Genomic DNA, 14,574 nt, shown 5'->3' with positions numbered 1-14,574 from the left:
AATTCCCCCTTCTCTATTGTTCTAAACCCTCCTTGTCTACCATAAATAATAGAAAGGAGGGATTCACCATGGACAACAATGAGAAAAAATGCAACGTCATCTCTATTGATGGAAAGAAGAAGAAAAGCGACACGTATTCCTATCCAAAATTAGTAGTTGAAAACAAAACATATGAATTTTCTTCATTCGTCTTATGCGGTGAAACACCAGATGGCAGACGACTCGTTCTTACTCATATGATTTCTACCGATGAATTTGCTGGATTTGTAAAATCTTTAGATACTGTACTTCAAAAGAAAATTGAACGAATCTTTTTCTCATAACGACTATATAACATAAATTTCTTTTTCAATCTCTACTAACTGCTTTTGCAATTGTTCTTTACTTTGTTCATATAGAGATACATCGATCGTTTCAGCCAATGCAAACAATATACTTTCATAATAGTTCATCACATCTTGCTGCATCACTTTTTGGAATAAATTCCACTTCATATCCCACTCTTGCTTATAATGATGAACAAATAAATGTTTTTCATCAGCTACATAGTTTGATACGAGCGGTTCTAATACAGATTTAGCGTCTTCTTGCATAAAAGCTTTGTCATTCTTTTCAAAAAAGCTTTTCTCATTTTTAAAATGTGCCAGTGCTTTTTTGAAATCTTTTATTTCAACTGAAGGGAACGGTTCTTTATGTGTAATATCTTTGTATTCATACTCCACTGTTCCATTCATAGAAATTGATTCATTTTCTACTTTACAGTTCACTACAATTTCATCCTTTGCACGCTTCATCGCTTCGTCTATCCATTTTTCAAGGCGTAATGATGTCGCACGCATTTCTTGTAATAAATCATGCTGAATAAATGCTACTAATTCCATAACACACTGTTGCAATTGTGTTTTCACATTTCCATCCGTTCGAAGTGATGCCGGATTAATAAATTCAGTAAACACATCATTATAGCGGAGGAATAGACGCTGTTGCACGTAATAAAGCAACTCTTTCACTTCATTTTGCATCGCCTGTTCTTCAGCAAGTACACTATATGAAGAAATGATATGAAGTAGTTGATCACGCTCTGCTTCATATTTTTTCGTTTGCTTCTCTTTCTCTTCATTCCCCTGCTTTGCACCCTTTATCATGTTTACTAAAAGCTGATCTGCCCCTTGCAACGCACCATATAGAGCATGCACAGAAACAAGCATTAAATCTCTCATCATAAAGGACGTAAATGATTCCTCAAACTTAGTAATCCCAGAGTTTTGTAAAATACCATACTTCTCTTTTTCAACATTCTTTCCTTGTTTCTCTTCAAGCGCACATAAACTTGAAATTGCAAATAAACGCGGATTTCTAATACCGTATTGTAGTAGCTGATCTGCGATATAACCTTTTACCATTTCAAGTTCTTCTTCAGACTCTGCTAAATCCGCAGCATTAATTAAGAAGAACATTTTATCAAGGGCAAAAGTATCCTTTACACGACCAAGCTGAATTAAAAATTCACGGTCAGCACGAGAGAATACATGGTTATAATATGTTACAAATAAAATAGCATCTGCGTTTTTAATATACTGAAATGCAACATCCGTATGGCGAGCATTGATAGAATCCGCTCCAGGTGTGTCTACAAGCGCTACTCCCTGCCTTGTTAAAGCACAATCATAATAAAGTTCCATATACTCAACGAAGCATGATTTCTCTTCATTCGCTACATAATCAGAGAACTCTTCTAATGTAACTTGTACTTGTTCTCCTAAATAAGTAGAAACTGCATCATACCCTTTTTGTACCGCTCGTAAAAAGCTAAATGTTGTTTTTTGCTTCCCAGTTGGTGAAGGATATTTCATAACTTTATCAATTTGTGCTAACGCTTCATCTAACGTAGCAATCTCATAATGAAACAGCTTATAAACAGCTTTCATATCTTCTAATAACGCTTGCTTTGATTTAAACTGAACAATTACTGTTCCATGTGGTTTTTCCTCTGTAACCGGCAAAATTTGATTAATCGTTGCCGTCGTCGGGTTTGGTGATACAGGAAGTACTTTCTCACCGAGTAAGGCATTGGCAAATGATGATTTTCCAGCACTAAATGCCCCGAATAACGCTACTGTAAATTGTTTTGTTTCTACACGTCTTCTTTTCTCTATTACCTCTTGCTGTACATGTTTCAGCGCTGGCAATGGCTCTAATATCGTTTCAGCTTTTTTCACTTTCTCTAATATCCGCTGAATATTTAAAGCCGCCGTTCCTTTCAGCTCTTCTTCATGAATCGCTACGTTATCGTTTACGATTTCCTGCTCTTGTAGTGTAAATTTCTCACTAACAATTTGCTTTTCCCTTTGCAATATCTCATCTATTTGCAAACCTTCAGGCGTAGCAACATGATCGTGCCAAACATTTCGTAAATAGGCTTCATATGCCGCCAAATTGTTATTGTATTGTAATTGTGTTTCTTTCGCCGTTTGCAACATCGTATATGTTTCAATCTCTTCTTCAATACGAGCAACTGCTTCCCTCACCTTTTGCTTTAAAACGACCGCACTTTTATCAAAAATTTGCTGTGCTTTTATAAAATAACGCTTCTTTAGTTCATTCGCTACATCCGCTGTATAAAGAAGTAAGTAATCACCTGTGAAACCTGCGCCTTGTTTAATTACCTCAGCCAACATTTCTGGTCCGAAAGCAATTTCTAACCCATATATGTCTTTCCCAATTTCCTCCGTGAACAATCCTTCTTCTTTTAAAAAGGCTACAATAAATTCCTTCACATGAAAATCAAGCTGCGTTTCAACGGTCTTTTGAAGGGCAGAATAAAACGCCTCTACACGCCTTTGTTTTTCTTGCTCCGTCTTTCCTTTCGCAAATAGCAAACCGACTTTAAACTTTGTTAATTTCGTTTCTAAGTACGCATTTGCCAATTCTCTCATTTCAAATGGCATTAAATACGCGTTATCTAATATAGCTTGTAGGCCTTTTATAAATTCATTTCTCACATGAGACTCTTTACTTGCCTCACGATTTTTCGCTTCCGTTAACTCTTCCTTCTTTTCAACTACCTCTGAAATAGAAAGTGGTGATGCTAACTCTTCCTCATATTTCAAAAGAGCTTTTTCATTTTCAGAAACAATAAACGAGAAATGTTCCCCCATTAAATATTCTGTTTCTCGCTCCATTCCAGTCCTTACATACTGCTCTTTTTCTTTCATAATAGAAGTAATTAACGTTTCTAAGCTTCCAATTTCATTATGTGGATGGTTCATCATTCGTAATGACGTATAATATACTCCATCTACTTCAATATCCCAGTTAGAGAACGATTGCTTTACACTATCTTTATAATTCTCAAACGACAATTCATTTTCTTTATGTTTATCTATTTGATTGACAACGAGATAAACCGTTTTATTACGTTGTTTCAATTCTTTAACAAATTGCAAATTCACTTCCGATTGGACGTGATTATAATCCATCATATAAAAAATTACGTCTGCTAGATGTAGCGTTGATTCTGTCGCTAATTGATGGGCATCATCTGTTGAGTCAATCCCTGGTGTATCTACTAACATAACACCTTCAGGAATTGGCGCATCATTCCGATAAATGTGAACACCAATTACCTCATCACCATCTTTACAAATTTGTTTTAATTCTTCAGCTGAATATGCACCGTCATACTCGTACTGTTCTCCGGATTTAACCGTTACAACAACACGATCCATTCCTTTTTCAATTTTGACAACGTTAGCGCTTGTCGGAATTGGACTTGTTGGTAACAGCTGCGCTTTATATAGATGATTCATCATCGTTGATTTCCCCGCAGAGAAGTGACCACAGAACGCTATCATAAGCTGTTCTTGTTTATATTTTTGAATCACCTCAAACAACTTTAAACTATTCTCTGCATCGCCGTGTTTTTGCCACTCTTCATAAAAACAAACAAGTTTTTTCATACCGTTTGTCTGTACTATGTTTGTCATCCCCTTGTTCCCCTTTATCCAAGATGTATATACTTTTTCCCGCTAATTGCGAGCTCATAACCAGTGAGAGTTACACCTACCCATTGATTACAGTTTCACTTTACTATCATACTAAATTTTCAGCATATTCTCATTAAAAATAAAAAATCCCTTTCATTCTTTTTACAAATGAAAGGGATTTTATGTCATATCACTCATTTTGCTGTTCCTACTCCATTTAAAACATACTTCGCAATAACTGCATATACAGCGACTGTACCTGCTACTAATGTATATACCATACTTACGCACCAACCTTTTTTGATAATGATTATCAATTTTAAATATATTTTATCATTAAAGAGAATCATTATCAACACTTTTCATAAAGAAAGCTCCTTATAAGAAGGAGCTTTACTGCCTGTTTTGAAAAAGGGTAAAACTTATTGTGCACTCTTATTATATCTTATCCTACATAACTTAACAGTTTAAAAAAATGGAAATATCGCCTATCCCCTCCATCTTACATTTTGTATAATAAAAGGGAATTACTTAACAAGGAGGAAAAAAATGACGCAAAATCTCACACATGGCGAGAGGATACACTCCATCGATATTATTAGAGGCATAGCTGTACTAGGTATTTTTCTTGTGAATTGGCCTGTTATCGCCGGGGTTGACTCACGTGATCTTTCAGGAATTTACGAAGGGATAGACAGCTATATTCGCCTATTTTACGATATGTTTATTCAAACGAAATTTTATACAATTTTTTCGTTTTTATTCGGATTAGGTTTTTATATTTTTATGAGTCGTGCTGAGGCGAAAACCGACCGCCCAAAAACTTTGTTTGTTCGCCGCTTACTTATTTTATTATTATTCGGTTTCTTACATTACGTTCTTTTATGGGACGGTGACATTTTACATACTTATGCGATTGCTGGATTTTTCTTATTTTTATTTTATAAGAGAGAACCTCGTACTATTTTAATATGGGCTATCGTTTTATTGAGTATTTTTCAATTCATTATGCTAATGGCTGGTATTACGGTTGCATTGGTACCAAAGGAAGAGCTAGGTTTTTCCTTACCTATCATGCCATTAGAAGACTGGCTGTCACAAATACAAAATCGTTTCCATGCATTTTACGCTGATGGAATTGGATTAAATTTACTTATGCTTCCAGAAACAGTTGGGCTATTTTTGCTTGGTTTATACGCCGGCAAAAAGGATATTTTCCGCCGCACGAAAGAGTTAGATCCAAAACTTAAAAAATGGCAAATTATTATGTTCCTTTTAACATTACCAATGTGGTTCTTCATGGTCCGTTACTTCTTATCAAAACCATTTTATGAACCAATTTATATGCAGGTCTTTACAATGTTTAGCGGAAAAACGTTATTCATATTCTACATTTTCACGCTCATGCGTTTATTACAAAAAGAAAAATGGCAAACGTTATTACGTCCATTCCAATACGTTGGACGAATGGCATTAACAAATTACATCTCGCATACAATTGTTACATTACTTGTATTTGGTCTATTCCTTAAAAATTATTATCCTGCTCCATTATGGGTTGGACCAATATTCTGCATTAGTTTCTACACGTTACAAATCTTTATTAGCCGCTGGTGGCTTTCACATTACCAATACGGGCCACTTGAGTACATTTGGCGTCTTGGTACGTACGGGAAAATAATGCCACTTAAAAAGAAAAGCAAGGTCTCATAACGAGACCTTGCTTTTTCACGCTTCTCTTACTGCACTTTGCATAGATACTGGCTCTTCTTCTACTTTCACTTTGCGCTGCGGCACCATATTAAATACGATATTTAAAAGTACTGCTGACGCACTTCCAAGTACAATTCCGTTATCTGTTAAAATACGAATGCTTTCTGGAAGTTGTGAAAATAATGTAGGAACGACTGTTACGCCAAGCCCAATTCCGACAGAACATGCAACGATTAATAAGTTTTCTTGTTTACCAAAATCAACGCTACTTAACATTTTAATACCATATGCCATAACCATACCGAACATCGCTAACATCGCACCGCCCAGTACTGATTTTGGGATAATTGTGGTAATAGCTGCGATTTTAGGAATGAAACCAAGTACGATTAACATACCACCGCAAGTATAAATAATAACGCGATTTCTTACTCCAGTTAATTGAACAAGTCCTACGTTTTGAGAGTATGTTGTATATGGGAACGCGTTGAAAATGCCACCTAACACCATCGCTAATCCTTCTGCGCGATAGCCTTTTGTTAATTCTTTTTCACCGATTTTTTTATTGCAAATATCAGATAATGCAAAGTATACACCCGTTGCTTCTACAATCCCTACGCAAGCAACTAAAATCATCGTAATAATTGGTGTTAATTCAAATGTTGGTGTACCGAAGTAAAATGGTTGAATACCGTGGAACCAATCCGCCTCTCCAACCGCTTGCAAACTTACTTTCCCCATAAACGCTGCAACGATAGTACCGAACAATAAACCTAGCAAAATAGAGATTGAACGAATAAATCCGTCGAAGAAACGATACATAATGATGATAAATAGTAACACACCAAATGCTAATGCTAAATTTTCAAGACTACCGAAATCTTTACTTCCTACTCCTCCAGCCATATCATTAATTGCCGCTGGAACAAGTGTAACTCCAATTACTGTAACGACAGATCCTGTTACAACAGGTGGAAACAGTTTTACAAGTTTTCCAAATAATTTCGCAAAAATAACAACGAATAACCCAGCAGCAATAATTGCTCCATAAATTGAAGACACACCGTATTGTTTTCCAATCGCAATCATCGGTCCAACCGCTGTAAATGTACAACCAAGCACAACTGGAAGCCCAATACCGAAAAAGCGATTTGATAGTGCTTGTAAAATTGTCGCAACGCCGCACATTAATAAATCAATTGAGACTAAATATGTTAACTCTTTTTGATTCAAACCAAGTCCACCGCCCACAATAAGCGGAACGATAATTGCTCCAGCATACATTGCAAGCATATGCTGCATACCAAGCGATGCAATTTTAAATGGATGCTGCTTCATCGTTTATTTCACCTCCGCAGTTTCTTGCTGTACAAATGTAACTGTGCCGTTATCAAGTGATGCAATTTCTGCTAGTGATTCAACACGAACGCCTTGTTCACGAAGCTTCTTTCCTCCATCTTGAAATGCTTTTTCAATAACAATTCCAATTCCTGCAATACTCGCTCCGGCTTGCTCTACTAAACTCATTAAACCTAAAGCAGCCTGACCGTTTGCTAAAAAGTCATCGATGATTAATACACGATCATTTTCATCGATATGATTTCGAGATAATGAAATTTCATTTGTTTCTTGTTTTGTAAATGAATATACGTTTGCAACGTACATATTATCTTGTAACGTTAACGATTTACGTTTTCGTGCAAAAATTACTTTTACACCAAGCTCTAATGCAGCCATAACCGATGGTGCAATGCCTGAAGATTCAATCGTCACGATTTTTGTAATGTTCTCTTCTTTAAAACGTTTAGCAAATTCTTTTCCGATTTCTTGCATAAGTACTGGATCAATTTGATGATTTAAAAAAGCATCTACCTTTAATACGTCACCAGATAAAACCTTTCCTTCGTTCAAAATCTTTTCTTGTAATACTTTCATGTTTGTTCCCCCTCTTATGCAATAAAAAAACTCCAAAAGCCGCCACCACTCGTTACAAGTGAGAGACGCGCTTTTGGAGTTTCGCAAAAAAAGAATGCTAAACAAGCAATTATATTCGTCCTCACTCATAGTCAAAGTATTTACGGTACTTCGGTAGAAACTTGCAGGCCATATCCCCGCGATTATATGAGTGTAGCTAACTATTTATTTTATAGAAGGATTATAACGTACTTTTTATGCTTTGAAAAGCATTTATCAAAAAAACACGTACAAATTTTTAAAAACCACTATCTTTGTTCGAGTTTTGCAAACTCTTTCATTCCCAATTACAACTTCGTTAAAATGATTGGCCCATCTTTTGTAATCGCAATTGTATGCTCATATTGAGCTGATAATTTCCCGTCCATCGTTCGTACAGTCCACCCATTTAAATCTACTTTAGAATATCGCATACCTATATTTACAATCGGTTCAATTGTAATTACCATTCCTTCTTGTAACTGAGGTCCTTGTCCTTGTTTCCCAAAATGAAAAATTGCTGGTTCTTCATGAATCTCTTTACCAATCCCATGTCCCGTAAAGTCTCTTGCGACAGAAAAACCTTCATTTGTTACATAACTTTCAATTGCATAGCCAATGTCTCCTACATGATTACCAATTACCGCCTGATCAATCCCTTTATACAAAGCATTCTCAGCTACTAACAACAACTTTTCTGCTTCATCAGAAACTTTTCCAACTCTATACGTCCAAGCAGAATCTGAAAGACCCCCATTTAAGTTTACTACCGTGTCAATTGTTACAATATTACCCTCAGTTAAAGGAACATCGGCCGGAAACGCATGACACATTTCATCGTTTACAGATGCACATATCGCATATGGATACCCGTTGTAACCTTTCTGTTCAGATGTGGCACCATGCTTTTTTAAATACATTTCAACAAACGTATCAATCTCTTGTGTCGTTATACCTGGCTTTATCATTTTCGCAATTTCTTTATGACATGAAGCAAGTAATTTTCCAGATTCATGCATCAAATCTATTTCATTTTTCGTTTTAATTGTAATCATACTACCTCTACCCTTCCTTGCTAAACCTACTATTTGCTACTAAACTTCTATCATACACACCCTCTACCAAAATTTCAAAACTCTCAATTACAACAAGTAAAAAATATGTATCATATATTTCTAAATCAAAATAAAAAAACAGAAGATCCCTCTGTTTTTTAATCACGTTTACATATATAGTTCATTTTCAAGAACTCAAAACAACCACCATTTGTTTTCTGTATAAACGTTCCAACCGCTTCAAATCCCGCCCTTTTATACACTTTTATCGCTCTCTCATTAAATGTCGCTACTGATAGTGTTATATATTTGCATCCGTATTTTTCTTTGCTAAAAGCTAGTCCAGCATTCACGAACTGTAAACCAAATCCATTGCCAGTTATATCAGGTCTCATTCCAAGTCCTATCTCAACCGTTCCATTATTTATTTTACAAACCGTAAAGAACCCAATGAGAGTACCATTTTCTTTCACAGAAAATACATGATTCCCTCTACTCTCACCCTCTAAAAACTCAGCTAAATCTTCTTCATCTGCCTCTATATCGTAAAAAGAATATTCCCCTTCATAATGCCAGTTATACGCGATTTCCTCCGCTTCTTCTTGCTTCATTACTGTATATGTATACCCCATTCTCTCATCCCCTTTAATAAAAAGAGCTGCAATTAAGCAGCTCTTTTTTTTACAACTCATAAATCTCTTTATATTTCGTTTCTAAATAATCGGCTAAGTAGTTTGCATTTAAGCCTTCGCCTGTTACATCTTCTAAAATTTCAAGTGGCTTTTTCGTTTTACCATATTGGTGAATATGTTCTGTTAACCATTCACGAATTGGTGTTACGTTTCCTTCTTCTAATAATGCATCAAAGTTCGGAATGTCTTTTAACATTCTTTGCTTAAATTGCGCTGCATACATGTAACCAAGCGCATAAGATGGGAAGTATCCAAATGAGCCACCAGCCCAGTGAACATCTTGCAATACACCTTGCGCATCATTTTCCGGACGAATTCCTAAATATGCTTCCATCTTATCATTCCAAGCTGCTGGTAAGTCCTTCACTTGTAATGTACCATCAAATAATTCTTTCTCTAATTCATAACGCACCATAACATGAAGCGGGTATGTAAGCTCATCTGCTTCTATACGAATGAATGACGGCTTCGATTCGTTAATTGCATCATAAAATTCATCGACTGACATATCATCAAATTGACCATTGCTATACTCTTTTAATAAATCATAATTTTTCTTCCAGAATGATTTATTACGGCCGATAAAGTTCTCAAAGAATAACGATTGTGACTCATGAATACCCATAGATGTTCCACTACATAACGGTGTACCTTCAAATTTCTCTGAAATATTTTGTTCATATACAGCATGACCACATTCATGAATTGTTCCAAACACAGCCATGCGGAAATCCTTTTCGTCATAGCGTGTCGTAATACGAACATCCCCTCTATTTAATGTAATCTCGAATGGATGTACTGTTTCATCAAGACGGCCTGCTTCAAAGTCATAATTCAATTGCTTTAATAGTTCTAATGTAAAGTTCTTTTGTTTTTCTTTTGAAAAATTTTCCGATAAAGCACTTGTTTTTAATCCTTTTTTAGACTCAGAGATTTCTTTTACAAGCGGCACGATGCGCTCACGAAGTTGACCAAATACGTGATCTAAAACTTCTACTGTAATACCTGGCTCATACATGTCTAATAATGTATTGTATTTATATGTTTCGTAACCCCAATATGTAATAAATTTCTTTTTAAATTCAACAATTTTTTCTAAGTACGGGCGGAACATTTCGAAATCAGATTTTTCGCGAGCTTCTTCCCACACACTCTCTGCTTTCGCTTCTAATTTCACATACGCTTCGTATTCCGCTTGTGGAATTTTCTTATTTCTATCATATTCTTTCCGACACTCTTCAACCATTTTCTTCGTCGTTTCAGAAAGTTTATCTTCACGTATTAAAGCTTCAAGCTCTGTTAAATAGTTCCCCATCTCATCTGAAGTCGACATAGCAAACACTTCGGATGAAAGCATACCAATTACTTCTGAACGTTGATCAACACCTTTTTTAGGCGCCCCTGTTCTTAAGTCCCAAAACATTAAACTTAATGCTTCTCCGTAATTTTGTATCTTCTTCACATATGTTAAAAATTGTTTTTCTACTTCATATGTAGCTACTGTCATCGTATAAAAACCTCCCTTTTCTACCTCAAACTTAATTCGACACGGAAATCTAAATTCCTTTTATAATAGAAAAAAAGCTTGGCAAGCGCCAAGCTTTCTCCTTATAATTCTTTACCTTCTACCGGTAGTACGTTTTTCACCGCTTCTACCACTTTCTCATCTTCTGTATCAGATAAGAAGATTGATATAGCACCTTTATCGTCGCTCGTACGAATTAAACGACCAATCCCTTGACGAAGACGTAAAATCATATATGGTACATCTACATCCCAGAACGGGTCATTCACATGTTTACGCTTCGCTTCAAACACAGGATCGTTTGGAGGGAATGGTAATGACCAAATGATAACATGTGATAATGATGAACCAGGAATGTCTAAACCTTCCCATAAATGAACGGCACAAAGTACAGTCTCTTCTTCATTTTGGAAGCGAGAAACGAGCTGACTAATTTCTTGATCCCCTTCATATAGGAACGGAACTGACATTTGTTCTTTACTTACATATTCTTTAAAAGCTGCAAGTTCTTGCGTTGTACGGAATAATACAAGTGTACGTCCGTTTGTTTTCTGTATATTTTCAAGTGTATATTGACACTTTCTTTCCCACTCATTTTCTTTCGTATGCGATAGTAAGTTTACTGCCATTTGCTCTTCATAATCAAATGGTGAGGCAACTGAGAATGATAAGTAATCTTTTACCCCCAGGCTATTTGCTGTAAATGCGAATGAATCGTTATTAGATAATGTAGCAGATGAGAAGATATACGGGATTTTCTTCGAGAATACTTTCTCTTGTAATACTTCTTCAACTGCACGTGGCATAATTACTAACGTGAAGGCTCCATCACCTTCTTCACCCCATGTAATTACATTTTTCTCATGCATGAATAGACGAAGTGAATGTTCTAATACATCTAAATGTTCATCAACGATATTTAAATCATACGTATTTACTGTATGCATTTCACTTTCAAATACTAACGCATCACCGACTTCACCAATTTTCGCATAAAGTCGTTTTGCTTCAGCTGTTACTTTTTCTGTCACAGTAATTTCTAAACGATCAGAACCGGCAATTTCTTTTTTGTTTTCTTGTAACACATCAAAGAATCGCTCTGTTTGCCAAATTGTTTCTTCTACTAAATGTGCAAACTCTTCACGAATATCGTTTTGTAATAATCTCGTTAAAAGTTGCTCCATCATCGTTTGCTTTAAACGATATGTTAAAGCTTTTTGAGCTGCATATTCTACAAGATGTCCTTCATCGAATACAACACAACTACTTTCTGGTAATAATGGAATTTGTCCTTCACGCTTTCGAGCATCGTACGTCCAAATATGATCCATATAAAAATCTTGAGAACAAATAATTAAATCTGCTGCTTTACGATAATGTTCACGAGAAAGAGTTTGACCGCAACGATGACGAGAATCACAAGTGAAGCAATCTTGGAAGTAATCCCAATTTACTTTTGACCATTCTTCGTCATTTAATAGTGGAAATTCTTTTCGGTCACCATAGTGAGTAAAGTTTTGCATCGTACCATGATCAAATACGAATTGTGGTAATTCATAATATACGTCTTCAATTACTTCTGGAGCTCGTCCACTCATAACATCTTCAAGTTTACGTAAGCATAAATAATTATCCATTGATTTTGCAAGCCTTACATCAACAGATAGCCCTAATGCTTCAGATAACTTAGCAATGTCCCCTTCTTCTTTCACAAGCTGCTCAATTAACGTTTCATCTGCACAAGCAATTATAGCTGGTTTTCCAGTATAACGCGCATAGCAAATTGCATATAGAAGATATACAATAGTTTTCCCTGTTCCTACACCCGCTTCTGCGAACATAACTTTCTTTTCTTGGAAAGCACGCTCTAATTGAAACGCCATAAAAATTTGTTCATCACGCTCTTCAAAACCTTTTTCCGGAAGGATGTCGTAAAACACATCTCCAATCCACTCATTCAACTTATCATAAAAATTGTCTTGTTTTCCTACTTCAAATGGTAATCTCTTCTCAGTAAACATCCTTAGCCTCCAACCAAAAAGTTTTTCTATAAAAAGATAATAGCAACCGCTACTCATATGTGTGCAGCTACTTTCCCCTGTTGCCATACATATAAATACACGAAAAAAAATTTTCCTTTCGAAAAAGGAAAATTTTCTTCTATATTAATGACTTTAAATACCTTTTATCAATCGCTGTTTCATGTGAAAGAGCTGACAAATATTCTTCTTGTGCTTTTTGTATTTCATCTACAATCGCATCTTGACTATCCACTTCTTTTCCGAGCTCATCATACGTACGGTGAATAGCTTTTTGAATCATTGATAATTGGAAATTATCCATATCACTTCCTCCTTTACGCATTACATAATAGCCAGTATATGCGCGCTGGAGGAGTTTTATACTATGAATTACGCGGTGGACGTTTTCCGAAGTATTGGTAGTAATCTGTACGGATAAATCCGTTAAACAGCTTACGCTTCTTCGACGCTTCTTTTCCGTAACACTTCTCAAATGCTTCGTAGCTTGTTAATACATACGCTGACCATGTATCTAATGGGCGGAATACTTGTCCCATTTCTTTGTACAATTGTTCAACAAGTGCTTTTTCACTTAAACGTTCTCCGTATGGAGGATTCGTTACAACGTAGCCATAATCCTCTTTTGTTGTGAAATCTTTTACTTGCATTTGTTTAAATGTAATTAAATCGCCCAAGCCTACTTCTTCTGCGTTATCTTGAGCAACTCGAATCATACGATGATCAATATCGGATCCAATGATTTGTAATTGTTGATCATAGTTCGCTAAATCTTCAGCTTCTTGACGAGCTTCACGCCAGTTTTGTTTACCTACCCAGCCCCACTCGTCAGATGCGAAACCACGGTTAAATCCTGGTGCAATGTTTTGTCCAATTAATGCTGCTTCAATCGGAATTGTACCTGATCCACAGAATGGATCAACAAATGGACGATCCGGCTTCCAGTTTGTTAATTTAATTAAAGACGCAGCTAATGTTTCTTTTAACGGAGCTTCCCCTTGATCCATACGGTATCCACGTTTATGAAGTCCAACACCGCTCGCATCAATTGTTAATGTCGCAATATCCTTTAGCATTGCAATCTCGATACGGAATAACGGGCCATCTTCTTCAAACCAAGTTGTACGTTTATATGTTGTTTTTAATTTTTCAACGACAGCTTTTTTAACGATACGTTGGCAATCCGAAACACTGAATAATTCAGATTTTAAAGATTTTCCGATAACAGGGAATTCACCATTCTCTGGAATATAATCTCCCCAGTTTAATGCTTTCGTTTTTTCAAATAGCTCATCAAATGTTGTTGCTTTAAATTCGCCAACTTTAATTTTTACACGGTCCGCAGTACGTAACCATAAATTCGTACGACAAATCGCCTTTTCATCTGCTTCAAATGTTACTTTGCTGTTTTCTACTTGACATTCATAACCAAGATCGCGAACTTCTCGGGCAACTAACGCTTCAATACCCATTGCCGCTGTTGCAATTAAAGTAACTTTTCCCATTTGCATTCACCTCTTATGTATATTCAAACAATAATTAATAGCAATTGGTCCTATTAATCATTACATTTCACGAAAAATTTTCTCATTAACCATTTTAACTCATACT

Annotated in this window: 12 protein-coding genes and 1 riboswitch; of the genes, 2 read left to right on the top strand and 10 right to left on the bottom strand. The window is 35.9% G+C overall.

All coding sequences use genetic code 11. From position 1 onward, the window contains the following. The first annotated feature begins 68 nt into the window (after window positions 1-68). On the top strand, window positions 69-323 hold the full coding sequence (locus HFD78_RS03775; protein ID WP_000369740.1) for a DUF3931 domain-containing protein: 255 nt from the start codon (window positions 69-71) through the stop codon (window positions 321-323). Window positions 324-326: 3 nt separating this feature from the next. Here HFD78_RS03775 and HFD78_RS03770 read toward each other — a convergent pair whose 3' ends face one another. Continuing rightward, window positions 327-3,986 (bottom strand): dynamin family protein, encoded by a 3,660-nt coding sequence (locus tag HFD78_RS03770; RefSeq protein ID WP_097862913.1) that lies wholly within the window; start codon window positions 3,984-3,986, stop codon window positions 327-329. 194 nt (window positions 3,987-4,180) lie between these two features. Beyond that, a complete protein-coding gene (locus HFD78_RS03765; RefSeq protein WP_002100871.1) occupies window positions 4,181-4,345 on the bottom strand; it encodes a hypothetical protein in 165 nt (54 codons plus the stop codon). Window positions 4,346-4,535: 190 nt separating this feature from the next. On the opposite strand from HFD78_RS03765, the gene HFD78_RS03760 reads away from it, so the two are divergent. Next, complete coding sequence (locus HFD78_RS03760) at window positions 4,536-5,699, top strand: DUF418 domain-containing protein (protein ID WP_000193171.1); 1,164 nt, start codon at window positions 4,536-4,538, stop codon at window positions 5,697-5,699. A gap of 15 nt (window positions 5,700-5,714) precedes the next feature. On the opposite strand, the gene pbuX is transcribed toward HFD78_RS03760, so the two are convergent. The 8 genes from pbuX to HFD78_RS03720 all read right to left on the bottom strand — a co-directional run bounded on the left by pbuX (window position 5,715) and on the right by HFD78_RS03720 (window position 14,468). After that, window positions 5,715-7,037, bottom strand: coding sequence for a xanthine permease PbuX (pbuX, locus tag HFD78_RS03755; protein WP_000809223.1), 1,323 nt, complete (start codon window positions 7,035-7,037; stop codon window positions 5,715-5,717). A 3-nt stretch (window positions 7,038-7,040) separates the two neighbouring features. Further along, complete coding sequence (locus HFD78_RS03750; RefSeq protein WP_000866496.1) at window positions 7,041-7,634, bottom strand: xanthine phosphoribosyltransferase; 594 nt, start codon at window positions 7,632-7,634, stop codon at window positions 7,041-7,043. 108 nt (window positions 7,635-7,742) lie between these two features. Beyond that, a riboswitch (purine riboswitch) is annotated at window positions 7,743-7,844 on the bottom strand. A 116-nt stretch (window positions 7,845-7,960) separates the two neighbouring features. Then, window positions 7,961-8,707 (bottom strand): type I methionyl aminopeptidase, encoded by a 747-nt coding sequence (locus HFD78_RS03745; protein ID WP_000628415.1) that lies wholly within the window; start codon window positions 8,705-8,707, stop codon window positions 7,961-7,963. 158 nt (window positions 8,708-8,865) lie between these two features. Beyond that, window positions 8,866-9,339 (bottom strand): GNAT family N-acetyltransferase, encoded by a 474-nt coding sequence (locus tag HFD78_RS03740; protein ID WP_065704481.1) that lies wholly within the window; start codon window positions 9,337-9,339, stop codon window positions 8,866-8,868. A 49-nt stretch (window positions 9,340-9,388) separates the two neighbouring features. Then, window positions 9,389-10,906 carry a carboxypeptidase gene (gene ypwA, locus HFD78_RS03735; RefSeq protein WP_097862912.1) on the bottom strand — a complete coding sequence of 506 codons (1,518 nt, stop codon included), beginning with the start codon at window positions 10,904-10,906 and terminating at the stop codon, window positions 9,389-9,391. Between the two features lie 101 nt (window positions 10,907-11,007). Then, window positions 11,008-12,945, bottom strand: coding sequence for an ATP-dependent DNA helicase (locus tag HFD78_RS03730; RefSeq protein WP_000493699.1), 1,938 nt, complete (start codon window positions 12,943-12,945; stop codon window positions 11,008-11,010). A 139-nt stretch (window positions 12,946-13,084) separates the two neighbouring features. Continuing rightward, entirely contained in the window at window positions 13,085-13,267 is a 183-nt protein-coding gene (locus HFD78_RS03725) for a DUF3921 family protein (RefSeq protein WP_000368569.1), read from the bottom strand. 61 nt (window positions 13,268-13,328) lie between these two features. Continuing rightward, window positions 13,329-14,468 (bottom strand): THUMP domain-containing class I SAM-dependent RNA methyltransferase, encoded by a 1,140-nt coding sequence (locus HFD78_RS03720; RefSeq protein ID WP_087948099.1) that lies wholly within the window; start codon window positions 14,466-14,468, stop codon window positions 13,329-13,331. Between the last annotated feature and the right edge of the window lie 106 nt (window positions 14,469-14,574).

The sequence above is a fragment of the Bacillus sp. EKM501B genome, from assembly GCF_011800505.1.
GTDB classification, from domain to species: Bacteria; Bacillota; Bacilli; order Bacillales; family Bacillaceae_G; genus Bacillus_A; species Bacillus_A cereus.
The sequence above is the reverse complement of the archived record's forward strand: the minus strand, read 5'-3'. Positions and strand labels throughout refer to the sequence as shown.